The organism is Streptomyces coelicoflavus, assembly GCF_045041415.1.
In the GTDB taxonomy this organism is placed as follows: Bacteria; Actinomycetota; Actinomycetes; order Streptomycetales; family Streptomycetaceae; genus Streptomyces; species Streptomyces coelicoflavus.
In genome coordinates, this window is the sequence record NZ_CP108218.1 from 61530 (window position 1) to 86867 (window position 25338).

General features: G+C 72.7%; 27 protein-coding genes and 1 pseudogene. 20 read left to right on the forward strand and 8 right to left on the reverse strand.

Going from position 1 to position 25338, the window contains the following annotated elements:
* Positions 1–7: 7 nt before the first annotated feature.
* The 13 genes and pseudogenes from OHA99_RS00285 (at position 8) to OHA99_RS00345 (ending at position 14390) form a co-directional block, all read left to right on the forward strand.
* Positions 8–1564: a right-handed parallel beta-helix repeat-containing protein gene (locus tag OHA99_RS00285; protein WP_405693406.1), complete on the forward strand. Its 1557-nt coding sequence runs from the start codon at positions 8–10 to the stop codon at positions 1562–1564.
* Position 1565: 1 nt separating this feature from the next.
* Positions 1566–2798, forward strand: coding sequence for an O-antigen ligase domain-containing protein (locus tag OHA99_RS00290; RefSeq protein WP_153176142.1), 1233 nt, complete (start codon positions 1566–1568; stop codon positions 2796–2798).
* Positions 2799–2800: 2 nt separating this feature from the next.
* Positions 2801–4043, forward strand: a pseudogene (locus OHA99_RS00295) (glycosyltransferase).
* Positions 4040–5290, forward strand: a complete 1251-nt coding sequence (locus OHA99_RS00300; protein WP_164380616.1) for a class I SAM-dependent methyltransferase — start codon at positions 4040–4042, stop codon at positions 5288–5290. The pseudogene OHA99_RS00295 and the gene OHA99_RS00300 overlap by 4 nt, the downstream one beginning before the upstream one ends.
* Positions 5287–6096 carry a glucose-1-phosphate cytidylyltransferase gene (locus tag OHA99_RS00305; protein ID WP_381498030.1) on the forward strand — a complete coding sequence of 270 codons (810 nt, stop codon included), beginning with the start codon at positions 5287–5289 and terminating at the stop codon, positions 6094–6096. Before OHA99_RS00300 ends, OHA99_RS00305 begins: the two co-directional genes overlap by 4 nt.
* Positions 6093–6740, forward strand: coding sequence for a PIG-L deacetylase family protein (locus OHA99_RS00310; protein WP_153176145.1), 648 nt, complete (start codon positions 6093–6095; stop codon positions 6738–6740). Before OHA99_RS00305 ends, OHA99_RS00310 begins: the two co-directional genes overlap by 4 nt.
* Positions 6741–6743: 3 nt before the next feature.
* A complete protein-coding gene (locus tag OHA99_RS00315) occupies positions 6744–7769 on the forward strand; it encodes an NAD-dependent epimerase/dehydratase family protein (RefSeq protein WP_405693409.1) in 1026 nt (341 codons plus the stop codon).
* Positions 7757–9040, forward strand: coding sequence for a DUF4910 domain-containing protein (locus OHA99_RS00320; protein ID WP_381547233.1), 1284 nt, complete (start codon positions 7757–7759; stop codon positions 9038–9040). The genes OHA99_RS00315 and OHA99_RS00320 overlap by 13 nt, the downstream gene beginning before the upstream one ends.
* Positions 9041–9045: 5 nt before the next feature.
* Positions 9046–10335, forward strand: coding sequence for a hypothetical protein (locus OHA99_RS00325; RefSeq protein ID WP_153176148.1), 1290 nt, complete (start codon positions 9046–9048; stop codon positions 10333–10335).
* The gene (locus OHA99_RS00330; RefSeq protein WP_366471696.1) at positions 10332–11282 is read left to right on the forward strand and encodes a glycosyltransferase family 2 protein; all 951 of its coding nucleotides are present in this window, start codon (positions 10332–10334) and stop codon (positions 11280–11282) included. The genes OHA99_RS00325 and OHA99_RS00330 overlap by 4 nt, the downstream gene beginning before the upstream one ends.
* Positions 11279–12508, forward strand: coding sequence for a polysaccharide pyruvyl transferase family protein (locus tag OHA99_RS00335; RefSeq protein ID WP_366471695.1), 1230 nt, complete (start codon positions 11279–11281; stop codon positions 12506–12508). The genes OHA99_RS00330 and OHA99_RS00335 overlap by 4 nt, the downstream gene beginning before the upstream one ends.
* Positions 12505–13056: a dTDP-4-dehydrorhamnose 3,5-epimerase gene (gene rfbC / locus OHA99_RS00340; RefSeq protein ID WP_405693412.1), complete on the forward strand. Its 552-nt coding sequence runs from the start codon at positions 12505–12507 to the stop codon at positions 13054–13056. Before OHA99_RS00335 ends, rfbC begins: the two co-directional genes overlap by 4 nt.
* 8 nt (positions 13057–13064) lie before the next feature.
* Positions 13065–14390, forward strand: a complete 1326-nt coding sequence (locus tag OHA99_RS00345) for a glutamate-1-semialdehyde 2,1-aminomutase (protein WP_153176152.1) — start codon at positions 13065–13067, stop codon at positions 14388–14390.
* A gap of 64 nt (positions 14391–14454) precedes the next feature.
* On the opposite strand, the gene OHA99_RS00350 is transcribed toward OHA99_RS00345, so the two are convergent.
* The gene (locus OHA99_RS00350; protein WP_153176153.1) at positions 14455–15171 is read right to left on the reverse strand and encodes a phosphatase PAP2 family protein; all 717 of its coding nucleotides are present in this window, start codon (positions 15169–15171) and stop codon (positions 14455–14457) included.
* Positions 15172–15405: 234 nt separating this feature from the next.
* On the opposite strand from OHA99_RS00350, the gene OHA99_RS00355 reads away from it, so the two are divergent.
* Positions 15406–15840, forward strand: a complete 435-nt coding sequence (locus tag OHA99_RS00355; protein ID WP_108988612.1) for a VOC family protein — start codon at positions 15406–15408, stop codon at positions 15838–15840.
* Positions 15841–15858: 18 nt separating this feature from the next.
* Here the strand turns inward: OHA99_RS00355 and OHA99_RS00360 are convergent, their stop codons facing one another.
* Positions 15859–16677, reverse strand: a complete 819-nt coding sequence (locus OHA99_RS00360; protein ID WP_153176154.1) for an SAM-dependent methyltransferase — start codon at positions 16675–16677, stop codon at positions 15859–15861.
* A gap of 97 nt (positions 16678–16774) precedes the next feature.
* On the opposite strand from OHA99_RS00360, the gene OHA99_RS00365 reads away from it, so the two are divergent.
* Genes OHA99_RS00365 through OHA99_RS00375 form a run of 3 tightly spaced genes read left to right on the forward strand, consistent with a single transcriptional unit; the run spans position 16775 to position 19258 of the window.
* A complete protein-coding gene (locus OHA99_RS00365) occupies positions 16775–17446 on the forward strand; it encodes a HEAT repeat domain-containing protein (protein ID WP_405693414.1) in 672 nt (223 codons plus the stop codon).
* Between the two features lie 3 nt (positions 17447–17449).
* On the forward strand, positions 17450–18454 hold the full coding sequence (locus tag OHA99_RS00370) for a MerR family transcriptional regulator (protein WP_153176156.1): 1005 nt from the start codon (positions 17450–17452) through the stop codon (positions 18452–18454).
* A 57-nt stretch (positions 18455–18511) separates the two neighbouring features.
* Positions 18512–19258, forward strand: coding sequence for a class I SAM-dependent DNA methyltransferase (locus tag OHA99_RS00375; protein WP_405693415.1), 747 nt, complete (start codon positions 18512–18514; stop codon positions 19256–19258).
* A 70-nt stretch (positions 19259–19328) separates the two neighbouring features.
* Here OHA99_RS00375 and OHA99_RS00380 read toward each other — a convergent pair whose 3' ends face one another.
* The gene (locus tag OHA99_RS00380; RefSeq protein ID WP_153176158.1) at positions 19329–19793 is read right to left on the reverse strand and encodes a spore-associated protein A; all 465 of its coding nucleotides are present in this window, start codon (positions 19791–19793) and stop codon (positions 19329–19331) included.
* Positions 19794–19907: 114 nt separating this feature from the next.
* Entirely contained in the window at positions 19908–20996 is a 1089-nt protein-coding gene (locus tag OHA99_RS00385; RefSeq protein WP_153176159.1) for an NAD(+)/NADH kinase, read from the reverse strand.
* 150 nt (positions 20997–21146) lie between these two features.
* On the opposite strand from OHA99_RS00385, the gene OHA99_RS00390 reads away from it, so the two are divergent.
* Positions 21147–21386 (forward strand): hypothetical protein, encoded by a 240-nt coding sequence (locus OHA99_RS00390; RefSeq protein ID WP_007389722.1) that lies wholly within the window; start codon positions 21147–21149, stop codon positions 21384–21386.
* On the forward strand, positions 21386–21769 hold the full coding sequence (locus OHA99_RS00395; protein WP_153176160.1) for a toxin Doc: 384 nt from the start codon (positions 21386–21388) through the stop codon (positions 21767–21769). The genes OHA99_RS00390 and OHA99_RS00395 overlap by 1 nt, the downstream gene beginning before the upstream one ends.
* A 12-nt stretch (positions 21770–21781) precedes the next feature.
* On the opposite strand, the gene OHA99_RS00400 is transcribed toward OHA99_RS00395, so the two are convergent.
* Positions 21782–22396: a GPP34 family phosphoprotein gene (locus OHA99_RS00400; RefSeq protein WP_153176161.1), complete on the reverse strand. Its 615-nt coding sequence runs from the start codon at positions 22394–22396 to the stop codon at positions 21782–21784.
* 53 nt (positions 22397–22449) lie between these two features.
* Positions 22450–23346: an RNA polymerase sigma factor SigJ gene (sigJ, locus tag OHA99_RS00405; RefSeq protein WP_153176162.1), complete on the reverse strand. Its 897-nt coding sequence runs from the start codon at positions 23344–23346 to the stop codon at positions 22450–22452.
* A 101-nt stretch (positions 23347–23447) separates the two neighbouring features.
* Between sigJ and OHA99_RS00410 the strand changes: the two genes are divergently transcribed.
* Positions 23448–23810 (forward strand): hypothetical protein, encoded by a 363-nt coding sequence (locus OHA99_RS00410; protein ID WP_153176163.1) that lies wholly within the window; start codon positions 23448–23450, stop codon positions 23808–23810.
* A 24-nt stretch (positions 23811–23834) separates the two neighbouring features.
* Here OHA99_RS00410 and OHA99_RS00415 read toward each other — a convergent pair whose 3' ends face one another.
* Positions 23835–24425: a DUF998 domain-containing protein gene (locus tag OHA99_RS00415; protein ID WP_405693417.1), complete on the reverse strand. Its 591-nt coding sequence runs from the start codon at positions 24423–24425 to the stop codon at positions 23835–23837.
* 108 nt (positions 24426–24533) lie between these two features.
* Positions 24534–25280, reverse strand: coding sequence for a DUF1838 domain-containing protein (locus OHA99_RS00420; RefSeq protein ID WP_153176165.1), 747 nt, complete (start codon positions 25278–25280; stop codon positions 24534–24536).
* Between the last annotated feature and the right edge of the window lie 58 nt (positions 25281–25338).

Below are 25338 nucleotides of genomic sequence, written 5' to 3' on the forward strand. Positions count from 1 at the left end.
GGGACACATGGGGATCACGTTGCGGGGCCGGGCGTTGCCGACCGCGACGCCGGCGGCAGTGGCGCTGACGCTGGCACTGCTGGCGACCGGCTGCGACGGCGCGCCGGACGACCCGGCGCCGAAGCCGTCCGCATCGTCCGAGCCGTCCTCCTCGTCCGGTGCGAAGCCCGCGGCCCGGGTGTGCGCGAAGCCCGCGGCCGGGCCGGCGAGGGCGCCCGAGTCAGCGGTGACCGTCGACCCGGACGTCGTGGGCGACCTGGCCGCCAAGACCCGCAACAACCCCGCGCACACCACCTTCTGGCTCCGGCCGGGCAAGCACCGTCTCGAGTCCGACCGCTACTCCCAGGTCGTCCCCAAGGACGGGAACCGGTACATCGGCGCGCCCGGAGCGGTGCTCGACGGCGGCAGGACCAACCAGTACGCGTTCGGCGGCGGCGCACCGGACGTCCGCATCAGCCATCTGACGGTGCAGGGTTTCGCCGCGCCGCACGACGAGGGCGTGGTCAACCACGACTCGGCCGACGGGTGGGTGATCGAGCACGCCACGATCCAGCGCAACTCGGGCGCCGGGCTGATGGCCGGCGACCGCCAGGAGGTCCGCGCCAGCTGTCTGCGCGACAACGGCCAGTACGGCATGAACGCGTACAAGGGCAACGGCGTCATCACCGACCTGGTGGTCGAGGGCAACGAGATCACGGGCAACAACACCGGTGACTGGGAGCGCAAGCGGCCGGGCTGCGGCTGCACGGGAGGCGTCAAGTTCTGGGCCGTGCAGGGCGCCGACGTGCGCGGCAACTGGGTGCACGACAACCGCGGGACCGGCCTGTGGGCGGACACCAACAACAACGACTTCCTCATCGAGGACAACGTGCTGGAGTCCAACGACGGTGCCGCGCTGATCTACGAGACCAGCTACAACGCGGTCGTCCGCAACAACACGGTCCGGCGCAACAACTGGGTCGAGGGCCGCGAGAACACCGACGGCGGCGACAACTTCCCGTACGCGACCGTCTACATCTCCGAGTCCGGTGGCGAACCGCGGGTCGACGCCCGCACGGACAAGATCGAGATCTACGGGAACCTGCTGGAGGACAACTGGTCCGGGATCACCCTGTGGGAGAACGCCGACCGGTTCTGCAACAGCCCGGCCAACACCTCATCCGGCGACTGCACGTTGCTGGTGGAGGACACCGACCGCTGCGCACGCCCGGGGATCGCCGAGGCGCCGCTGTACGCCGACTGCCGGTGGAAGACCCAGCGGGTGGACATCCACGACAACCGCTTCCTCCTGGACAAGACCGTCCTCGAGTGCACGGAGAACTGCGACCGCATGGCGCTGCTGGCCAACTACGGCACCTATCCCGACTGGTCCCCGTACCAGGGCGAGCGGGTCGCGAAGGCCGTCACCCACCAGCAGCACAACCGCTGGCACGACAACGTCTACGTCGGACCGTGGCGCTTCGTCGCCCAGGACCCGAGCCGGGTCCTCGGCTTCGAGGCGTGGCGGGCGGCACCGTACCGGCAGGACGCGGGCAGCACCTTCCGTGCGCGGGGAGGTGGTTGAGATGGCCGTGGACCGCACGCCGAAGCTGGTGGGGACGGCCTGGGGGCTGCTGGTCCTCAACACGCTCGGTTCCACGGGCGCGGAGACCGTCGTCCCGCTGCCGCGTTCGCTCATCCAGATGGTCACGATGGGCGCGCTGGCCGTCGCGTTCGTGCTGGCGCTCGCGCTCAATCTCCGCCTGCGCGTGCGTGCCAGTGCCTACCTGCTCCTGCTCACGCTGCTGCTGGTGCCGAGCGTGCTGTCGAGCGCGGACCTGGAGTCCGGGCTCGGCGCGCTGTTCCGGTGCGCCCGGTTCTCCCTGTTCGTCGGCACCCTGTGGCTGCTCAGCCGCTGGTGGGACGGCGGCACGACGTTCGTGCGGCACCACATCAGGATGTACTTCTTCGTGCTGTGCTCGGTGGCCGCCGGTGCGCTGGTCTCACCGGGCGCGGCCATGCCCGACCTCTACGGCGGGCGGCTGGTCGGCGCGTTGTGGCCGCTGACCCCGCCGCAGATCGGACAGTACGCGGCGGTGATCATCGGGCTCTCCGTGCTGCTCCTGCTCAGCGGCCGGACCGACCGGCGCAGCGCGGCCCTCGTGATCGTGCCCTCGCTCGTCCTGCTGCTGCTGACCCACACCCGTACGGCCACGCTCGGACTGCTCGTCGGTCTGGCACTGGCGATCGGCTCGCTCACCCTGACCAGCGCCGCCGCCCGCCGGTTCTTCTCCTGGGCCGTGCTCACCGCGGCGGTGGCCGCGGTGGTGTTCGCCTCCGCGCTCCAGGCGTGGTTCCTGCGGGGTCAGAGCGAGGAGAACTTCAGCAATCTCACCGGCCGGGCCAAGGTGTGGGACGCATTGCTGGCGGCGCCCCGGACGACCGGGGAGAAGGTGTTCGGCATGGGCCTGGGCGACAAGTCCTTCGACGGGCTGCCGATCGACAACAGCTGGCTGGCGGTCTACCACGAGCAGGGCCTGGTCGGCGTCGCCCTGGTGGCGGCGGTCTTCGTCGTGCTGGGCGGGGTCGCGCTGCTGCGGCCGCCGTCGCCGGCGCGGGCCTGTGCGATCTTCCTGATCGGTTACTGCGCCCTCGCGTCGTACACCGAGGCGGGCCTCGGCGACGCCTCGCCGTATCTGCTGCACCTGGCCGTGGCCGCGTCCCTGCTGGCGGCGCCCGCCCCGGTCACGCCCCTGTCGACGCCCGAACCGCCCCGGCGCCGTGTCCCGCGCTGGGCCCGCACCTCGGAGGTGGCCTGAGCATGCACGTCCTCGTGGTGCACAACCGCTACAACTCGGCCCAGCCGAGCGGCGAGAACAACGTCGTCGACCAGGAGGTGGCGCTGCTGCGCTCGGCCGGTCACCGGGTCGGGGTGTTCGAGCGGCGCAGCGACGACATCGCCGGCCGGTCCCTGCCCGGCAAGGCCGCGGTGCCGCTGCTGGTGCCGTGGAACCCGGCGGTGCGCAGGGAGCTGGCCGCCCGGCTGCGGGCCGAACGGCCGGACGTGGTGCACGTGCACAACGTCTTCCCGCTCCTGTCGCCCGCGGTGCTGGCCGCCTGTGCCGACGCGGGGGTGCCCGCCGTCGCCACGCTGCACAACTACACGCAGATCTGCCCGCCCGGCACACTGCGTCGGGACGGCCGGCCGTGCACCGAGTGCGTCGGGGCGACGCCGATGCCGGCCGTGCGGCACGGCTGCTACCGGAACTCGCGGCTGGCGACCGTGCCGCTCGCGGTCAGTCTGTCGGCCAACCGGCGGCGCTGGTGGTCGGGTGTGGAGCGGTTCTTCTGCATCTCGGCGGCGCAGCGCGACGTCCTGGTGGCCGCGGGCATGCCGGCCGAGCGGCTGGTGGTGAAGCACAACTTCGTGCCCGATCCGGAGGCCCGCCGTACGGGCACCGGCGAGCACGTGCTGTATCTCGGCCGGCTCGCGGAGGCCAAGGGGGTGCGGCTGCTGATGGCCGCGTGGGACGAGCTCGCCGCGGCCGGCGGTGTCGGGGTGCCGCTGGTGGTCGCCGGGACGGGGCCGCTGGAGCGCGAGGTGACCGCCTGGGCCGCGGGCCGGGACGATGTGCGCTGCGTCGGCCTGTACGACCCGGAGCAGTGCCGTCGGGCGATCGCCCGGTCGGTGGCCGTGGTGGCTCCCTCGACGTGGCTGGAGGCGTTCGGCCTGGTGGTCGTGGAGGCGATGGCGGCCGGGGTGCCGACCGTGGCCGCCGGTCACGGCGCCTTCGTCGAGCTCGTCGAGGACGGGGTGACGGGTCTGCTGCACCGGCCGGGCGAGACCGGCTCGCTCGCCGCGTGCCTGCGCCGGGTCACGGCCGGGCCGGACCTGAACCGGGAGATGGGCCGGGCGGCCCGGCACCGGTACGAACAGGGCTTCAGCCCGGCCGTCGGGCTGGAGCGCCTGCTGGAGGGGTACCGCACCGCGATCGCGGGGCGGCCGGCACTGGCTCGCGGCGGGGACACCCCCCGCGGGCAGGGGGGATGGGGGCAGTAGATGACACGATGCCGACTCTGCGGCTCGGCGGCGATGGAGAGCGTCGTCGATCTGGGAGCGACACCGCCGTGCGAGAGTTTCCTCGCCGCGGACCAACTGGACCGGCCGGAGCCGGCGTACCCGCTGCACCTGCGGGTGTGCACCGACTGCTGGCTCGCGCAGATTCCGGCGCTGATCACGCCGGAGGAGACGTTCACGCAGTACGCGTACTTCTCCTCCTACTCGACCTCGTGGGTGGAGCACGCGCGGACGTTCACCGCGGGCGCCGTCGAGCGGCTGGGCCTGGGCCCGGACGCCTTCGTGGTCGAGGTCGCGAGCAACGACGGGTACCTGCTGAGGCACATGGTGGACCGCGGGATCCGCTGTCTGGGCATCGAGCCGTCGGTGAACGTCGGAGCGGCGGCGCGGGAGGCGGGAGTGCCCACGCTCACGGAGTTCCTGAGCCCCGGTACCGGCGCGGGGGTGCGCGCCGAGCACGGCCCGGCGGACCTGGTGGTGGCCAACAACGTGTACGCGCACATCCCCGACGTCATCGGCTTCACCAAGGGGCTGCGTGCCCTGGTCGCCGACGACGGCTGGGTCTCGATCGAGGTGCAGCACCTGCTGACGCTGATCGAGGAGAACCAGTACGACACGATCTACCACGAGCACTTCCAGTACTACACGGTCGCGTCCGCGATCCGGGCGCTGGCCAGTGGCGGACTCACCCTGGTGGACGTCGAGTTGCTGCCCACGCACGGCGGCTCGATCCGCCTGTGGGCCCGGCCCGCCGAGGTGGCCGGTGAGCCGAGCGGGCGGGTGGCCGACGTACTGGACCGGGAGAAGGCCGCCGGGCTCCAGGAGCTGTCCGGGTACACGGAGTTCTCCGCCCGGGTGGCCAAGGTGCGCCGGGACCTGCTGCGGTTCCTGATCGAGGCGGCCGAGCGCGGCGAGACGGTGGTGGGCTACGGCGCCCCGGGCAAGGGCAACACGCTGCTCAACCACTGCGGCGTCCGGCCCGACCTGCTCGCGTACACGGTCGACCGCAACCCGTACAAGCACGGCAGGTTCACCCCGGGCACCCGCGTTCCGATCCTGTCTCCGGAGCGGATCGCCGCCGACCGGCCGGACTACGTCCTGGTCCTGCCGTGGAACCTGCGGGCCGAGCTGGTCGAGCAGCTGTCCTTCGTGCACGAGTGGGGCGGCCGGCTGGTCTTCCCCATCCCGGAACTGAGCATCGTCGAGGCCGCGTCGCGAGAGGTCACAGCATGAAGGTCGTACTGTTCTGCGGCGGTTACGGGATGCGGATGCGCGAGGGCGCCTCCGACGACGTGCCCAAGCCGATGGCGATGGTCGGTCCGCGGCCGCTGATCTGGCACGTGATGCGCTACTACGCGCACTTCGGGCACAAGGAGTTCATCCTGTGCCTCGGCTACGGCGCCCACCACATCAAGGACTTCTTCCTGAACTACGAGGAGACGACGTCCAACGACTTCGTGCTGCGGGGCGGGCGGACCGAGCTGCTGTCCACGGACATAGCCGACTGGACGATCACGTTCGCGCAGACCGGCATCGAGTCGCCCATCGGGGAGCGCCTGCGCCGGGTGCGGCACCACCTGAACGGCGACGAGATGTTCCTCGCCAACTACGCCGACGTGCTCACCGACGCGCCGCTGCCGCAGATGATCGACTCCTTCGCCCGGCGGGACGCCGGTGCGTCGATGATGGTGGTGCCGCCTCAGTCCTCCTTCCACTGCGTGGACCTCGGCGAGGACGGTCTGGTGGGCGGCATCACCGCGGTGAGCGACCTGCCGCTGTGGGAGAACGGCGGCTACTTCGTGCTCCGCCAGGAGGTCTTCGACCACATACCGGAGAACGGCGACCTGGTCGCCGACGGCTGCACCCAACTGGCCAAGCGGGGCAGGCTGGTGGCGCACCAGCACCGCGGCTTCTGGAAACCGACCGACACCGTCAAGGAGCGGGCGGCGCTCGACGCCGCCTACACCCGGGGCGAACGTCCGTGGGCGGTGTGGGAGCGGGACGGCGCCGCACCGTACGCCGGGGCGGGGTCCGCGTGATCGCGCTCGGCGCCGGGCGCCCGGACCGGGTCGTCGCGGTGGGCGCGCACTGCGACGACATCGCCATCGGCGCCGGTGGCACCCTGCTGACGCTGTGCCTGGCGCGGCCGGGGGTGCGCGTCGACGCGCTGGTACTCTCCGGCGGCGGCGGCGAACGGGAGCAGGAGGAGCGGGCCGCGCTCGCCGCGTTCTGCCCGGGCGCCGACCTGCGGCCGACGGTGCTCAAGCTGCCGGACGGCCGTATGCCGGCGCACTGGGAGGAGGCCAAGGCGGCGGTCGAGGAGCTGCGCGGGCGCACGGAGCCGGATCTGGTGCTGGCGCCGCGCACCGACGACGCGCACCAGGACCACCGCGGCCTGGCGAAGCTGATGACCACCGCGTTCCGCGACCATCTCGTGCTGCGCTACGAGATCGTCAAGTGGGACGGCGATCTGGGCCGGCCGTCGGCGTACCAGCCGCTGACGCCGGAGATCGCCGAACGGAAGGTGCGGCTGCTGCAGGAGCACTATCCCTCGCAGCGGCACCGGCCCTGGTACGACCGGGAGGCCTTCCTCGGGCTCGCCCGGATCCGCGGCATCGAGTGCCACGCCCGCTATGCCGAGGCGTTCGACGTCGCCAAACTCACTCTCAACCTGGGGGGTTGAACCTTGCGCGTACTGCTCACCGGACACCAGGGGTACCTGGGCACCGTGATGGCCCCGGTCCTCACGGCCGCCGGACACGAGGTCGTCGGCCTCGACGCCGGCCTGTTCGCCGACTGCGTCCTGGGCCCGGTGCCCGACGACCCGCCCGGCCTGCGGGTGGACCTGCGCGACATCACGGCCGAGCACGTGGCCGGGGTGGACGCGGTGATCCACCTGGCGGCGCTGTCCAACGACCCGCTGGGCTCGCTGGCGCCCGAGCTGACCTACGACATCAACCACCACGCGTCCGTGCGGCTGGCCCGGCTGGCCCGGGACGCCGGGGTGCAGCGCTTCCTGTACGCGTCGACGTGTTCGGTCTACGGCGCCGCGGGCGGCGGCGACCTGGTGACCGAGGAGGCGCCGCTGCGCCCGGTGACGCCGTACGCGGAGTCCAAGGTGCGGGTGGAGGACGACCTGCACGCGCTGTCCGACGGCGACTTCAGCCCGGTGTACATGCGCAACGCCACCGCCTTCGGCTACTCGCCCCGGCTGCGGGCGGACATCGTGCTGAACAACCTGGTGGGTCACGCCCTGCTGTCCGGCGAGGTGCTGGTGCTCTCCGACGGCACCCCGTGGCGGCCCCTGGTGCACGCCGCCGACATCGCCCGGGCCTTCACGGCGGCCCTGGAGGCGCCGCGCGAGGCGGTGCACGACCGGGCGTTCAACATCGGCAGCGAGGTCAACAACGTCACGGTCGCCGAGATCGCCGAGGAGGTCGCCGCGGCGGTGTCCGGTTCCAAGGTGGTCATCACCGGGGAGACGGGCGCCGATCCGCGCTCGTACCGGGTGGACTTCTCCCGTTTCCGGGCCGCGATCCCCGGCTTCGACTGCGCGTGGACGGTGAAGCAGGGCGCGCTCGAACTCGCCGACGCCTACCGGGCGCACGGGTTGGCCCGGGAGGACTTCGAGCGGCGCTTCACCCGCCTGGCCGTGCTGCGCGGGGCCGCCGAGACCGGCGCCGTCGACGACACCCTGCGGTGGCGCCGATGACCGAGTCCGGGGAGGAGATGTACGCGCTGGTGGAGCGGCTGTACCCGCTGTGCCGGAGCATCACGGGCGACGGTGTGCGCGCGACCCTGCGGATCGTCGACGAGTACATCCCTCTGCACGTGCACGAGGTACCGACCGGGACGCAGGTCCTCGACTGGACGGTGCCGCAGGAGTGGAACATCCGGGACGCGTACGTCGCCGACGCCACCGGCCGCCGGGTCGTCGACTTCGCCGCGTCCAGCCTCCATGTGCTGGGCTACAGCGTGCCGGTGTCGAAGACCATGCCGCTGTCCGAGCTGCGTGGGCACCTGCACACCCTGCCGGACCAGCCGTCGCTGGTGCCGTACCGCACGAGCTACTACAAGGCGCAGTGGGGCTTCTGCCTGGCCCAGGAGACGCTGGACGCGCTGCCGGAGGGAGACTACGAGGTCCGCGTCGACTCCACGCTGGCGGACGGGCACCTCACCTACGCCGAGCACGTGGTGCCCGGGCAGGTGGCCGACGAGGTGATCGTCTCCTGCCACGTCTGCCACCCGTCGCTGGCCAACGACAACCTGGCCGGCATCGCGGTGGCGGTGTTCCTGGCGAGGGAACTGGCGCAGCGGCAGCCGTACTACACGTACCGGTTCGTCTTCGCGCCCGGCACCATCGGGGCGATCACCTGGCTGGCGCGCAACAGGGAGCGGGTGGAGCGGGTCAAGCACGGCCTGGTGCTGGCCTGCGCCGGAGACCCGGGCGACCTCACGTACAAGCGGAGCAGGCGCGGCGACGCGGAGATCGACCGGGTGCTGCGGCACGTGCTGACCGCCTCCGAACGACCGCACCGGGTCACCGGGTTCACCCCGTACGGCTACGACGAGCGGCAGTACTGCTCGCCCGGCTTCGACCTCGGCGTGGGCTCGCTCACCCGGACCCCGTACGCGGGCTATCCCGAGTACCACACGTCGGCGGACAACCTGGACTTCGTCTCCCCGGCGGCGATGGCGGACACGCTCGCCGTGTGCCGCGAGGCGTTCGACGTCCTGGACCGCAACCGGCGGTACGTCAACCTCAGTCCGTACGGGGAGCCGCAGCTGGGGCGGCGCGGCCTGTACGACTCGCTGGGGGGCCGCAGCGACGCGCAGCAGGCCCAGATGGCCATGCTGTGGGTGCTCAGCCTCTCCGACGGCGAGCACGGTCTGCTGGACGTCGCCGAGCGCTCCGGGCTGCCGTTCGACACCGTCGCCGCGGCGGCCGACGCCCTGCACGGCGCCGGGCTGATCAAGGCGTGACGCCGATGACCGTCGAGGGGGAGAAGTCCACGAAACCGGCGGGGCCCGCGCGGCGGGGCGTCGTCGGCAGGCTGTCCTGGGGGCTGGCCGACCAGGCGGCCTCCAGCCTGTCCAACTTCGTGGTGGGCATCTATGTTGCGCGCTCGCTCGGGCTGACCGCGTTCGGCGTGTTCAGCCTGGCCTGGGTGACCTACGGCGTGGTGCTCAACGTCTCCCGCGGGCTTGCCACCGACCCCCTCGTGGTCCGCTTCAGCGGTGTGCCGGAGGCGTCCTGGCGCGGGGCGGTGGCCCGGTCGTCGGGCACCGCTCTCCTCGTCGGCACCGGCATCGGCACGGTGAGTCTGGTCGCCGGGCTGAGCATCGGCGGTCAGGTGGGTGCCGCATTCGCCGCCCTCGGCGTGGTGCTGCCGGGGCTGCTGCTCCAGGACGCCTGGCGGTACTCCTTCTTCGCCGCCGGCATCGGACGGAAGGCGTTCGTCAACGACGTCGTGTGGGCCGTCGCGCTCGTCCCGGCGATGGTGGTGGCGGCCTACGTCGGCAGCGTGACGGCCTTCCTGCTCGCCTGGGGCGGGTCCGCCACGGTGGCCGCGGTGTACGGCTGCTTCCAGTCCCGTGTCCGGCCCCGGCCGGCCGGAGCGCGCGAGTGGCACCGCGACCACCGCGACCTCGGCTACCGGTACCTGGTCGAGAACGTCGGTGTGAGCGGCGCGGGTCAGATCCGTGCGTACGGGCTCGGCGCGATCGTCGGGGTCGGCGCGGTGGGTGTGATCCGGGGCGCGGAGCTGCTGCTCGGCCCGTTCCTCGCGGTGCTGATGGGGCTGTCGCTGGTCACCGTCGCGGAGTCGGCCCGGGTGCTGCGGCAGGCCCCGGAGCGGCTCGGGAAGTTCTGCTTCCTACTGGGCGGCGGGCAGACCGTCGCCGCGCTGCTGTGGGGCGCGGCACTGCTGCTCGTACCGGACCGGCTCGGCGAACTCGTCCTCGGCGACGTCTGGAGCGGCGCCTCGGAACTCATCGTGCCGGTCACCCTCAGCGTCGCGGGCGCGGGGCTCGGCACCGGCGCGGCGGCCGGGCTGCGGGCGCTCGCCGCCGCCCGGCGCAGTCTGCGCTGCCAGTTGTTCGCCTCCGCCTGCTACGTCGCCGGCGGGCTCGGCGGTGCGGTCGCGGGCGGCACGGTCGGCTCGGCCTGGGGCGCCGCCGCGGCGTCCGTCTGCGGTTCGGTCGTGTGGTGGCTGCAACTGCGGGCCGCCCTGCGCGAGCGCGACCACCAACCCCTTCCCGAAGTGAGGACCACATGACCACCCCCCACCCCCGGCTGAGCATCGGCCTTCCCGTCTACAACGGCGAGGAGTATCTGGCCGAGTCGCTGGACGCCCTCCTCGGGCAGACCTACGAGGACTTCGAACTGGTGATCACCGACAACGCGTCGACCGACGGCACCCGGGACATCTGCCGCCGGTACGCCGCCCGGGACTCCCGCATCCGGTACATCCGGCTGCCGCGGAACATCGGCGCCGCCCCGAACCACAACTACGTGTTCACCGAGTGCCGCGGCGAGCTGTTCAAGTGGGCCTCGCACGACGACCTCTACGCCCGGGACCTGCTGCGCAGGTGCGTGGAAGTGCTGGACGAGCGGCCGGACGTGGTCCTGGCGCACAGCGGCCAGGCGGTCATCGACGGCGACGGCAAGGTGAAGGTGCCCTACGAGTACGGGCTCGCCACCGACTCCCCGCGCGCCCCGGAGCGCTTCCGCAGTCTGCTGTTCGAGCCCGGCGGCGACGACTTCTACGGGGTGATGCGGGCCGGCATGCTGCGCCGGGTGAAGCCGCACGACAGCTACCACCACGCGGACCGGACGTTCGTCGCCGAGATCACCCTGCACGGGCGCTTCCACCAGGTGCCGGAGCTGCTGTACTTCCGCCGCGACCACCCCACCCGCGCCGAGCGGGCGAACCCCTCCAAGCGCGCCCGGTGCGTCAACCTCGACCCGCGCCGGGCGGGCCCGCTGCACCCGACGCCGCGCCTGCTCGCCGAGTACGTCTGGGGCTTCGCCTCCGCGATCGGGCGGGCGCCGCTGTCCTCGGCCGACCGGCGCGCCTGCCACCGCCACCTGGCCGCGTGGCTGACCAGCCGGGTCCGGCCCGGCGCCGGCGAGCGGGTCGAGGACCGCACCCCCGTCGGCCCCGGCCGGCTCACCGTCTCCGTCGACGCCCTCGTCGCCGGCCGCGAGAAGAGGCAGGCATGACTGTCGACGAAACGCCGGTGCGCATCGGCCTGTTCGGTCTGCTCGGTTCCGGCAACAGCGGCAACGACGGATCGCTGGAGGCCGTGCTCGACCAGCTCCGCGCCAGGCGTCCCGGCGCGGTCGTGGACGCGATGTGCGGCGGCCCCGAAACCGTCGCGACCCGGTACGGGATCCCCGCGACGCGGCTGAACTGGTACCGCGGTGAGTACCGGACCGCGTCACGGGTGGGTTCGATCGCGGCCAAGGGTCTGGGCAAACTCGTCGACGTCGTCCGCACCGCGGCCTGGGTCCGCCGGCACGACGCGGTGATCGTGCCGGGCACGGGCGTCCTGGAGACCACGCTGCCGCTGCGGCCGTGGGGCTTCCCGTACTCGCTGTTCCTGCTCTGCGCGATGGGCCGGCTCTTCGGCACCCGCGTCGCACTGGTCAGCGTCGGCGCGGGCCCGATCGGCAACCGGCCGACCCGGGTGCTGACCCGCTGGTCGACGCGGCTGGCGGCGTACCGTTCGTACCGGGACGCCGCGTCGCGCGAGGCGATGCGGGCGATGGGGGTGGACACCTCGCGGGACGAGGTCTACGCGGACCTCGTGTTCGCCCTGCCGGCGCCGGCGGCGAACGAGTCCGCGGGCATGCCCGGCCCGGTCTGCGTCGGCGTCATGGACTTCCACGGGAACAACGACGAACGCGACCGGGCCGAGGAGATCCACCGCCGCTATCTCGACGGGACGACGCGGTTCGTCCGTGCGCTGGTCGAGGAGGGCAGGCCGGTCCGGCTGCTCACCGGCGACGAGCTGGACCGGCCGGTGGCCGCCGCGATCGTCGACGCCGTGGGCTCGCCGCTGGTCACCGTCGCCGAGGCGGCCTCGCTGCCCGACCTGATGAAGGAGACGGCGTGCGCCGACAGCGTGGTGGCGACCCGCTACCACAACATCGTCTGCGCGCTGAAGGTCGGCACGCCGACGCTCGCCCTCAGCTACTCGACGAAGAGCGACGTGCTCATGGCCGAGATGGGCATGGGCGCCTACTGCCACCCGGCCCGCGAGGCCGACGCCGACCGGCTGCTCGAACAGTTCCGCGAGCTGGAGCGGGATTCGGCTCGGTTGCGGCGGACCCTCTTCGAGCGGAACCAGGCCGTCGCCCGGCGCGTCGAGCAGCAGTTCACCGACCTGGCCGCGGTGCTGTTACCGGCGTCCGGCCCCCACCACGCCCTGCGGGAGGCACCATGAAGGCCACCGAAGTTCCCGGGATAGCCGGCGCGTACCTGTTCGAGCCGACACCGCACGGCGACGAACGCGGCTTCTTCTGCCGCACCTTCGACGCCGACGTGATCCGTTCGGCGGGCCTCGACCCGGCCGCCTTCGTCCAGGACAGCGTCTCCCGCTCGGTCCGGGGCGTGCTGCGCGGCATGCACCTGCGCTCCGGCGCGGGCGAGGCCAAGCTGGTGCGGTGCTCGTACGGCAGGATCTTCGACGTCGTCGTGGACCTGCGGCCCCACTCGCCGACCTATCTCGGCCGGGCCTCCTTCGAGCTGTCCGGCGAGACGCAGGCGACCCTGTACATCCCGGCGGGGTGCGCGCACGGCTTCCAGTCGCTGACGGACACCTCCGACGTGTCGTACCGCATCGACCGCCCGCACGATCCCGCCGAGGACGTGACGATCGCCTTCGACGATCCGGACCTCGGCATCGACTGGCCGCTGCCGGTCACCTCGATGTCCGAGCGGGACCGGCGGGCACCGAGCCTCGCCGAGGTCCTCAAGCACAGGGAAGGGTGAGACCCGAAGTGAACGCGGAAGAGCCGAGTCTGCCCCGGTCGCGGCAGGCCAACGAGCGGTTGCACGCCATGGTCCCCGGGGGGGCGCACACCTACGCCAAGGGCGACGACCAGTACCCGGAGGACCTGGCCCCGGTGATCAGCCACGGCAGCGGCGCCCACGTGTGGGACGTCGACGGCAACCGGTACATCGAGTACGGCTCGGGCCTGCGGTCGGTCAGCCTCGGGCACGCCCACCCCCGGGTGACGGAGGCCGTACGGCGGGAGCTGGACCGGGGCAGCAACTTCGTCCGGCCGTCGATCGTGGAGGCCGAGGCCGCGGAGCGCTTTCTGGCGACGGTGCCGACCGCCGAGATGGTGAAGTTCGCGAAGAACGGCTCCGACGCCACGACCGCCGCGGTGCGCCTGGCCCGGGCCGTCACCGGGCGGCCCCGGGTGGCCGTCTGCGCCGACCATCCGTTCTTCTCCGTCGACGACTGGTTCATCGGCACCACACCGATGTCCGCCGGGGTGCCGGCGGCGACCGACGAGCTCACCGTGGCGTTCCCCTACGGCGACCTGGCCGCCACGGAGGAACTGCTCACCCGGTACCGGGACGAGGTCGCCTGTCTGATCCTCGAGCCCGCCACCCACACGGAGCCGCCGCCCGGGTACCTCGCCGGGCTGCGCGAACTGGCCGACCGGCACGGCTGTGTGCTGGTCTTCGACGAGATGATCACCGGTTTCCGCTGGTCGGAGGCGGGCGCCCAGAGCCTGTACGGCGTCGTCCCCGACCTTTCCACGTTCGGCAAGGCGCTGGGCAACGGGTTCGCCGTCGCCGCGCTGGCCGGGCGGCGGGAGCTGATGGAGCGGGGCGGGCTGCGTCACCCGGGCGAGCGGGTGTTCCTGCTGTCCACCACGCACGGCGCGGAAACGCACGCGCTGGCGGCCGCGATGGCGGTGCAGGCCACCTACGTCGAGGAGGGCGTCACCGCGCGGCTGCACGCCCTCGGGGAGCGGCTGGCGGCGGGGGTGCGCGAGGCGGCGGCCGGTATGGGCGTCGGCGAGCACGTCGTCGTCCGGGGGCGGGCCAGCAACCTGGTCTTCGCCACCCTCGACGAGGACCGGCAACCGTCCCAGCGGTACCGCACGCTGTTCCTGCGCCGGCTCCTCACGGGCGGGGTGCTGGCCCCGTCGTTCGTGGTGAGCGGTGCGCTCAGCGACGCCGACATCGATCAGACGGTCGACGTGGTGGCGCAGGCGTGCGCGGTGTACCGCAAGGCGCTGGACGCCGCCGACCCCACGCCCTGGATGGGCGGGCGAGCGGTGAAGCCGGTGTTCCGCCGCCTGGCGTGAGGTGACGTGAGGTGAACGGCGCAGGGGGACGGTGAGGAAGTGACGGCGGGCCCCTGACGCCGCGTCAGGGGCACTGCTGACGGCCGGCGCCGACCCTCCGCTCGGGCGGCGGGTCGGCCGGTCCGTCGGTTCTCCGGTGGGCCAGCCGGTCGGCCGTCCGGTCGACCAGCCACGCGGTCACCGGGAGCACCGCCAGCGCGGTGCACCAGCCGCCGAGGGTGTCGGTCGCGTAGTGCGAGCCCAGGGCGACCTGCGCCCAGCCCATGACCGCGCCGGCCACCAGCCCCGCGGCGAACACGAACGCCACGCCGACCGCTCTGCCGAGGCCGAGCCGGCCGGTCGCGAGCAGCGACAGCATGAGGGCGATCGCGGTGAGGAAGGCGGTGTGCCCGCTCGGGTAGGACAGGTTGTCGCCGTGGATGGTGCGTCCCACCACGGGCTTGAGGAGTGTCGTCGTTCCCACGGTCAGGCCGGTGCCGGTCACGAGGAACACCGCCGCGCGGGGGTCGCGCAGCAGCAGGCAGCCCGTCACGAGGGCCGCGACCAGCAGTACCGCTCCCCCGGGCTCCCCCAGGAAGTCCGTGACCACGGCGACGTGCCGCCACGGCGCCCCCACACCGTCGACGGCCGCCCAGATCCGCACGTCCGTCGCGCTCGGCTCGCTCTCGTCGGCGTACGCGGCCCCGAAGACGACGACCACCAGCGCGGCGAGGGCCGCGATCAGCCCGAACCACAGGCGCAGCGACGGTGGCAGCACGACCGAAGCCGACCGGCCGGTCACACGCCCACCGCTCCCGGGGGACCTGCCGTACGCTCCCACGTTCTCGTCCACTCCCCCGCGTCGCCCGGCTCACACCGTAGTCGCTCCCGCGGAGCTGATAACAGCCGATTCGGGCCATTGGGCAAAGGGTGCCGTGAATTGCTCGGCGGTGTCCCGAAACACCCCTCGTGCTCGGGGCGCGGGGGCCCTGCGGAGGGTCGCCGGGCAGCGCAACGCCCCTGTTAGGGTGCCCGGATGCCGTCGATCAAGCAGGTTCAGATCACTTTCGACTGCGCGGAGCCCGAGCGCGTCGCCCGCTTCTGGTGCGAGGTGCTGGGTTACGTCGCACCGTCGCCGCCGGACGGATTCGCCACCTGGGACGATGCCAACCTCTCGCTGCCTCCCGAGGAGCGGGACGCGTGGTTCGCGTGCAGTGATCCCTCGGGGGTGGGTCCGCGCCTGTTCTTCCAGCGCGTTCCCGAGGGCAAGGTCGCCAAGAACCGGGTGCATCTCGACGTGCGGACCGGTACCGGACTCGTGGGGGACGAGCGTCTCGCCGTGCTCGAGGCCGAATCCGCGCGACTGGTGGCCCTCGGCGCGGTGCAGCAGCGGGTGCTGCTCGCCGACGAGGAGAACGAGTCCTGCATCGTGATGCAGGACGTCGAGGGCAACGAGTTCTGTCTCGACTGAGCACCGTCCGGGCCGGCGCTACGGTTTCCGGGCCATCCCGGCGGCGATCAGACGCTCCCAGACGGTCAACTCCGGCTCCCCGTCGCCGTTCCACCCCTCGCCGGGCGCCTCGGCATGCCACAGGGGCGCCGGGACTATCCCCGGCTCGAGCATCTCCAGACCGTCCAGCAGGGCCGCGATCTCCGCGTCGGTCCGCCACCGGCCTCGGCCGAACGTCGCCTGGAGGACCTTCTCGGCCTCGGCCGTCTCCGGATTGTTCCCGGACCGGAAGTGGCTGACGAAGAAGTGGCTCCCGGACGGCACCTGCTCGCGCCAGTAGCGAACGATCCCGGCGGGATCCTCGTCGTCGTTGACGTGGTGGAGGATGGCGCTGAACATGACGGCGACAGGACGGCCGAAGTCGATCAGCTCCCGGGTGTCCGGGTGGTTCCTGATCCCCTCGGGATCGCGTACGTCGACGGGCACCACCCGCGTCCGGTCGTTCTCCTCCAGCAGCGCCCGCCCGTGGACCAGCACTTGGGGGTCGGTGTCGACGTACACCACCCTCGTTTCCGGCACCCGCCGTTGCGCGACCTGGTGCACGTTGTCGGCGGTGGGGAGGCCGCTGCCCAGGTCGATGAACTGACGTACCCCGGTCGTCGCCACGATCTCCCGCACCGCCCGGGTCAACGCCGCCCGGTTGGCGAAGGCGATCGCCACCGAACCGGGAAGGTCGCGTTTGAACACGTCACCGATCTCCCGGTCCACCGCGTAGTTGTCCTTGCCACCGAGCAGGTAGTCGTAGACGCGGGCGATGCTGGGCCTGGTGCTGTCGATCGAGGAACTCTCTCCCGTCATGGCCCCATCCTCCCCCGCGGACCGGTGTCCCGACCACCGCTTCCTTGACCTTGACACGGTGGCAGGGTCTTCACTGACTGCCGAGGAGGTGGTCCTGATGACCATGGCGGAACAGGACACGGATCCGATGCGAGCACTCCTGGGTCTGGAGGACGAGCGGGCGTCGGTGCGGCTGCGGACGGCCCTGGCAGTCGGTACGGCACCGGATCCGCGCTTCGTGGACAGGCTCGTCGAACGCTCCGCCGTCGAACCGGAGTTCTTCGTCCGCGACATGCTGACCTGGGCGCTCACCCGTCACCCGGTGTCCTTGACGCTCCCCCGGCTGGTGGCTGAGGTCCGGTCGAGGCGGTCGCAGGCGCGGAGTCAGGCGCTGCACACGCTGTCCAAGATCGGGGACCGGCGGGCGTGGCCGTCGATCACACCGGCGGTACTGTCCGACGCGGACGACGAGGTGGCGCGCAGTGCCTGGCGGGCCGCGGTCGTGCTCGTCCCGCACGGCGAGGAGGCCGCCCTGGCGGCGGCGCTGGCGGGGCAACTGGGGCGCGGCGACCGGGAGACGCAGCTGAGTCTCAGCCGGGCACTGGTCGCGCTGGACGAGGCGGCCGTGCCGGTGGTGGAGGCCGCGGCGAGCGATCCGGTCCCACTCGTGCGTGCGCACGCCCTCGCCACGCGACAGTTGCTGCGCGACCCCGACGCCGGGTTCGGACCGGCGATCGAGGAGGCGAAGCGCGTCGTGGCCCTCGGCGGACCGGGCAGTGGGGGACGATAGAACGTGTTGATCGGTGAGGTGGCGCGACGGTCCGGGGTCAGTGCCCGCATGCTCAGGCACTACGAGTCGCTCGGCCTGGTGCGACCCTCCGGCCGTACCGGTTCCGGCTACCGGGAGTACTCCCGGGACGACATCCGGCGGATCTTCCACATCGAGAGCCTGCGGTCGCTCGGGCTGTCGCTGCGGGAGATCGGTCGTGCGCTCGACGAACCCGGCTTCGCGCCCTCGGCCCTCGTCGACGACCTCGTCCGGCGGACCCGCGAACGCATCGAGGCCGAGACCGAGTTGCTCACGCGGCTGCGCCGGATCGATGCCACCGGTCCGGCCGGCTGGGAGGACGTCCTCCGGGCCGTGGCGCTCCTGCGGGCGCTGGGTTCCGAGAGCGCGGGCGCCCGCCAGCGCGCGGCCCTCTCCTCGGTCCACGAGGCCGCGGTGCCGGTGGAGGCCCTGGTCGAGGCGGCGCTGGGCGAGACGGACCCCAACGTCGCCGGAGCCCTTCGCTGGGCGCTGGCGCGTGCGGGCGACGACTCCACGGCGCTGCTGGCGGAGGGTCTCGGCTCACCGGTGGCCGCGGTGCGTCGGCGTGCCGTCCAGGCCCTCGCCGAGCTGCCCGGCGCCGAGGCCGCCGGGCCGCTGCGGCAGGCCCTGGACAGCCCGGACGCCGTGGTGCGCGGACACGCGGCGCTGGCGCTCGGGACGCGCGGCGTGGGCGACGCGGTCCCGACGCTCATCGACATGGTCGTGGAGGGACGGAACGACACCGACGCGGCCGACGCGCTCAGCGTGCTGGCGGTCGACACCGCGACGGCGGACGGGATCGCGGCCGGGATCGTCGGCCGTCTCGCCCACGACGCGGCCGACGCACCCGCGCGGGGCCGGCTGACCCAGGCGCTGGCGGGCATTCCCGGTGCGAGGGCGTCCGGTGCCCTGGTGGAGCTGTCCGGGGACGGGGATCCCGCCGTCGCGCTGACCGCGACGTATCTGCTGCGGCTGCGCGACGGGCGGTGACGCCCCGGCCGAAAACGCTTCGACAGCTCCCGCCGGCGCCGGGCACAATCGCCGACCGTGACGAGCAGCGAACTGTGGACCCGCGAGACCGCCGACCGCTACGACGCCGAGGAGGCCGAGACCGGGATGGCCTCCGCCGCCGTACTCGGACCGACCCTCGATTTTCTCGCCGAGCTCGCGGGGGACGGCCGGGCGCTGGAGTTCGCCATCGGAACCGGACGTGTGGGCGTCCCGCTGCGGGAACGCGGCGTGCCGGTGGTGGGCATCGAGCTGTCCGAGCACATGGCGTCGGTCCTGCGGCGCAAGACCGACGAGGAGACGCTGCCGGTGACCCTCGGGGACATGGCCACGACGGTCGTCCCCGGCGGGTTCACCCTGGTCTACCTCGTCTACAACACCATCTCGAACCTGCTCACCCAGGACGAGCAGGTCGAGTGCTTCCGCAACGCGGCACGCCATCTGAGCCCGGGCGGCCGGTTCGTCGTCGAGCTGGGGGTGCCACCGCTGCGGTTCCTGCCGCCCGGACAGGTCGCGGTGCCGTTCGACGTCTCCGAGCGGCATCTGGGCTTCGACACCTTCGACCTGGTCGAACAGGTCCTCGTCTCGAACCACTTCACCCGCGACCCCGACGACGGCACCTACCGCCGCGACAACTCCCGGCACCGGTACGCCTGGCCGGCGGAGCTGGACCTGATGGCCCGCATCGCCGGGCTCGAGCGGGAATGCCGCGTCGGGGACTGGGACGGCCGCCCGTTCACGGAGGACTCCGCGAAGCACGTCTCCGTGTGGCGCAAGCCGGCCTGAGGGACCCGGCCCGAACGGCGCAAGGGGGCCCCGCCGCACGGCGGGGCCCCGGCCGGTCTCCGGTGGCGCGTCACCGCTCGCCGGCGAACCAGTCCTTCTGCGGGGCCCCGGCCGCCAGTGAGCCGCAGTTGGAGCCGTAGTTCCACGCCTGGAGGTTGCCGATGACGCCGCCCCACTCCACACAGGCACCGCGCGCGGACACGTACACCGGCCCGGCGTACGAGCGGTAGTCGCCCTCGTCGTACTGGTCCTCGCCACTGTCGATGTTGCGCACGTAGGCCACCATGTACGTCGGTGACCCCGTCGTGTTGCGGATGGTCACGGTGCAGTTCCTGCCCGTGGACGAGTTGTAGGTGAGGTACACCGTGCCGGTGGCGCCGATCGGCATGGAGTTCACCACCTTGTAGCCGGAGCCGCAGACCCCGTTGTACGACGCGGTCGCGCCGGCGGTCGCCGCGCCGGCGGCGGGAGCCGTCACCAGCAGCCCCGCCCCGATGGCCCCGACAGCGGTCAACGTCGCCCCTACGGCTTGCATGGAACGCTTCATGGCACCTCGATCCGTGAACGGACTGGCCTCCCCATGGTCTTGCTGAAGCCACTGAGTGAGACCTTTGGTCCCCTTCGGGGGTTGTACGCCGTTGACGGATGTTTACGGCTGTTCGCGAAGAAGATCGGCTCGGTCCCCTTCGGCCGGGGTCGGCATCGCCAGGTGTGCGAGGTCTCCCGGCGGGGGTGTGCTGACGGGCCACAGCGGGGCGGGCGTGCCGTCGGCGACAGCGGCCGGGGCGTCCGTCAGCCGCATGCGTTCGCGCAGCCGGCCGTAGAAGTCCATGGGTCCCAGCCGTACCGCCCGCAGCCGGCGGGGAGCGGCGTAGACGCCGAGCCAGTCGCCCGGATCGAGGACGCCCCGCAGTTGCCCGTCGATGCTCACGGCCGCCCGGCCCGACCGTTCGAGGATCCGCAGTCCGACGGGCTCGTCCGGTGCGGTGACCACGGAGCGGTCGAACGTCATGTGCGGGGCCACCGCCGTGAGGACGAGGGCCTCCGCGCGGGGCGAGACGACCGGGCCGCCGGCGGCGAAGCTGTAGGCGGTGGAGCCGGTCGGTGTGGCCACGAGCAGCGCGTCGGCGGAGTACGAGGCGAGCAGCCGGCCGGCGATGTAGGCGCCCACCGAGATCTGCCGGTCCCTCGAGAGCTTCTCGAGGACCACGTCGTTCAGGGCCGTGACGTTCAGGGCGACGCCCCACTCGTCACCGCTCTCGCAGTCGGTGCGCACCCGCGGGGGCGGCAGCAGCGGTCCTCGCCCGTACCGCAGGAGCGCCTCCATCTCCGCCGGGATCTCCAGCAGCCGTGAGGCACGCAGAGTGAGCAGCATGCGGCTCTCCGGTTCCAGGTGACCGCCCTGGACGGCGTCGAGGGCGGAGCGCACCGCCGGCGCGGGGACCTCGGTCAGGAATCCGACGCGTCCGAGGTCCACGCCCAGGATCAGGGCGTCGTTCTCCGCCGCGAGCCGTGCGCCGCGCAGGAAGGTGCCGTCGCCGCCCAGGGTGACGACGAGGTCCGGGTCACCCGCCGCGTCCACCTCCTCCCGGGCGCTGCGCCGCCCCTGGCCGCTCCACACGTCGATGTCCGTGCAGACCACGGCGTTCTCGTCGCACCACTCCCGGACTTGGCGTGCCGCGCGGGCGGCGCCTTCGCGACCGCCGTGGACCACGAGTCCGACCCGTTCGATCGTCACCACTGCCTCCCTGCTCCCGGGGCGCGCTCCGGGGACCGCGATCGGCGAAATACTCGCCGACCGTGGGGGCGGTGCGGGCGCCGACATGCCGGGCGACCCTCCCCCGTCCGGTGAGTCGCGTATCAGGTACCGAGTAGGTACCATGCCGGTATGCCATCACTCAACGTGACCTTCACCGAGGAAGAAATGGAAGGCGTGCGCGCCGCCGCCGCGGCGGAGGGCAAGAGCCTCAAGCAGTACATGCACGACCTCGGCGTCCGCGAGATGCAGCGCAAGCGGTTCGTGTCCGGCGCGGCCTCGTGGGCGGACCGGCTGCGTGCCGAGTTCGACGAGGCGTTCCCGGACGAGATCCCGCCGTCCCAGCGCGGCGAGGGAGTCACCGCCGCCTGATGAGCGAACCCCTGTACATCGATGTCCCATGGCTCCTGGACGTCCAGGACGCCGCCCTCGACAACGAGGACGTGTCGGTCACGGACTACTCGGCCCTCGTCGCGGCGGTGGCCCGCCACAAGACCCGCATGCCGACCCTGGCCGCGTCCAACCCGGACAGCGCCTGGCGGGCGGCGGCCCTCCTGCACACCGTCGTGCGTCTCGAGCCGCTGCCGCACCGCAACAGCCTCTTCGCGGCCTTCGTGACCGGCCAGTACATGGATCAGTCCGGTGAGGGGATCGACCCTCCCTACGGGGCCCTGTCCGACCTGATCAGGAAGGTCCGTGAGACCCGGCTGAGCATCTACGACGTCGCCGAGGCGCTCCGCTCCTGGCGCATCTGACCCGCGCGGCCGTCACATCCCGCGCCAGATGTTGTCGAACGCCGCCTCCTCGATGCTGCGGCGCTGGCGGATGGCCGCCAGCTCCACCACGGCGTCGTTCACGGCGGCGAGCACGGCCGCGACCCCGTCGTCCTCCGGGTCCGCCACCTGATCGGCCGCCTCGTGCCGGATGCCCACCGCGGCCGCGAGAGCCACCAGCACGGGATCGCCGCCGGACCAGCGTTCGGCGGCACGCCGGTGCTCCGGCGCGTCGGCCGGGACCGGGGCCGGCCGGTCCGCGGCACGCCGTACGTTCCATCGCGGGCGCCTGCGGGCGCCGCCGTCGTCCGCGCCCGCCGCGGCCAGGTACCGCGCCGCCAGGCCGTCTCCCCGGCGCCACAGCCAGTCCGCCACGGACTCGGCCGGCTCCTGGACGGCCAGGGACGCCGCCGCGTCGAGGAGCGTGTCCCCCGACGGCCTCGGCGACTCGGGCCGCAGCAGGAGACCGTCGTCGAGCGCGACCGTCCCCGCTTCCAGGAGGTCGAGCAGTTCGGCTCCGGCCAGGGCCAGCGACAGGTCGCCACGCTCGACCGGGTGGCCGGAGGGAACGTCGAGGGAGACGATGGTCAGATCGTGCGCTGTGGTCATGGCGGGGCTCCACATCTGTCGCGGCTGCCGCGGTACGCCGGCTGCGGTGCCGGTCAGCCTATCCACGGCCGCAGCTTCTCTGGATTGCGGACGGCCCATATACGGGTGACGCGGCCTTCGGCGACCTCGAACGCGGCCACGGTCAGCACGGCGCCGGAGCGTCGGGCCACGAGGCCTGGTGCTCCGTTGACCGACCGTTCCAGGAGCTCGAGTCCCGGGGCCTTCTCCGCGACGGCGGCCATGTACCGGGCGATGCGCGCGCCGCCCTCGATCGGGCGCGGGGCGGCGCCGGCGTTGCCGCCGCCGTCGGCGGTCATGACGGCGGCCGGGTCGAGGAGGTCGACCAGGGCCGCGATGTCCTTCGCCTCCCACGCCTCCTTGACCTGCCGCACCACGTCGGCCCGCACGGCCGCCGCCGTCGCCGGAGCCCGCGCGTCCCGCACCCGGCGCCGGGCCGATGCGGCGAGCTGTTTGCAGGCCGCGGGGGTCCGCCGGAGGATGCCGGCGATCTCGGCGAACGGGTAGCGGAAGACGTCGTGCAGGACGAAGGCGACCCGCTCGGCGGGGGTCATCGACTCCAGGACCACGAGGAAGGCCATGGACACCGATTCGTCCAGGACCATCTGGTCGGCGGGATCGGTGCCGGGGCCGTGACCCGGCTCGGTGTGGTCGGGGAGCGGATCGGGCAGCCACGCGCCGACATAGCGTTCGCGCCGGGCACGCGCCGAGCCGAGCACGTCCAGGCAGACACGGCCGGTCACGGTCGTCAGCCAGGCGCCCGGGGACACGATCTCGTCCTGCCGGCTCCGGGGCAGCGCGTACCAGCGCGCGTAGGCCTCCTGCACGGCGTCCTCGGCCTCGGCCAGCGAACCGAGCAGCCGGTAGGCGACATTGATCAGTCGGCGGCGTTCACCGACCGTCTCGTCGGTGCCCGTCCCAGCGGTGCCCATGCCCGACCGCCCCCTCGCCTTACCTTTCGCCGGCCCGCGTCGTCGGGCTGGTGAGAGCCTATCGATCTACTGCCCCCCGGGGCGGAAAAGGGGACCGTGGCATGGCGGTACAGGCGACGGCGCAGCGCCGATTCTCGTTCCTGCGGATCGCGATAGCCCTGCAGACACTGACCATCTTTCTCCAGGCGGTCTCCGCCGGACTGCTGCTGACCGCGTCGTACGGGGAGACGCTGCACAGTGCCGGGGCGCGGGTGATGTACGGGGCGTCGATGCTGTACGTGATCGCGGCGGTGCTGGCGTGGAGGCCGGGTGGCGGCCCGCTCACGCCCGTGTGGCACGCCTCGGGCTTCCTGGTCCTCGCCTCGGCCCAGGTGGTGCTGGGCATCGCGCACGTTCCGTCGGTCCATCTTCCGCTGGGCGTCCTGATGTTCGGGCTGAGCGTGCTGGCGTTGGCGCGGCGCTGAGCGTTCCCGTGAACGGCCTGGCCCTCAGCCCCGTTGCCGGGCGTGGCGGAGGCAGGAGGCGGCCACCACGAAGGGCCACAGCGACTGGAAGGTCGTCACGACGCGTTCGGCGACGCCCGCGTCGCCGTGCCGCCGCATCTCGATCAGGAACCACACGCCGCCGGCGGCCATCAGGGTCGTCACGAGGAGCGAGGGTGCCATACGCAGCACCCAGGGAGCGGCCGTTCCGCCGTTGACGGCCAGCACCGGCCACAGTGCCAGGAGCGTGAAGCCGACCACCACCACGGCGCCGTGGCGCAGGGAGCCCCCGCTGTCGGGCGCGGGAAGCGCCACCAGGACGAGCGCGGCGAGTCCGCCTCCGCCCAGCGCGACGCGTCCGGCGGTGGCGGCCGCCCGCAGTCCCCACGCGGTCAGCAGGTGACAGACGCCCAGGGCCAGGAACCCGGTCGTCATCACCCAGAACCCGGCGGCTCCGTAGGATCCCAGCGTGCTGATCGTCTGGGTGACGGGGTCGTAGGAAGACCCTTCGAACCGCGCCGCGCCGGCCCAGCCCGCGATCAGCAGGACCGGCGCGCATCCCGACGAGACCAGGACCCACCTGGGGACACATCGCATCGGACCACCATAAAGCGCACGTCCGGCTGCCGCTGGCGGCGGAGCCCGCCCGCGTGCCACTCACCCGGTCGGTCTCCGGCGGACGGGAGGACTCACACGCGCGAGGACTCACACGGGCGGCTCGAGTCTGCGGAAGTACGTCCAGCTCGTCTCGTTCGGCTCGCTCCACTTCTCCGGGGCGCGGGCGAACTCCGGGTGATGGTCGGCGATGTGGGCACGGGTGCGCTCGGGGACCTCGGTGTACGCGCCGAGCTTGCGGCCCCGGCAGTGGTAGGTGAGGCCGCCGGGCCGCCGGCCGCGGGCCATCCACGGGACCCATGGGGACATCCGGGTCCACGACATGGTGGCGGGCACACTGGGGGCCGGGCCGGCCAGGTCCGCCCGGTGGGCGAAGAACTGGAAGAGCTCCAGGGCCCGGTACGTGTCACCGGCCGAGTGCCGGGGATACTGGGCCACCGGCAGGGGCGAGGGGTAGGCGAGCGGGATCTCCAGGCTGAAGCAGACCTGACCGTCGAGGTCGGTCGTCGGGACGGGGAAGGGGCGCCATCTCTGGTTCGCCGGGTCGTTCCAGACGTGCACCACCGGCAGGTCCCGCCAGGTCTTGAGGATCTCGCCGGTGACGGGGTCGAGGTAGAAGGCGGCCTCGCGGCTGAGCAGCCGGTAGCCGTCCGGCCCGTCGTCCGGGTCGTGGAGCAGGCGGGCGACGTTGACGCCCTCGAAGCCGAAGAGCCGCTCGTAGGGTTCGTCGGGGGCCCAGGAGTACACGCTTCCGGACCACCAGTACGTGACTTCCTCGCCGTCGAGGGAGGCCCGGGTGCGGGCGAGGGCGCGCAGCGACTGCTCGGGTGTCGTCATGGGCACTACTCTGCGCGGCGGTCGCCCGCGCCGGGCGGGAAACGCCGCGCCCCGCCCC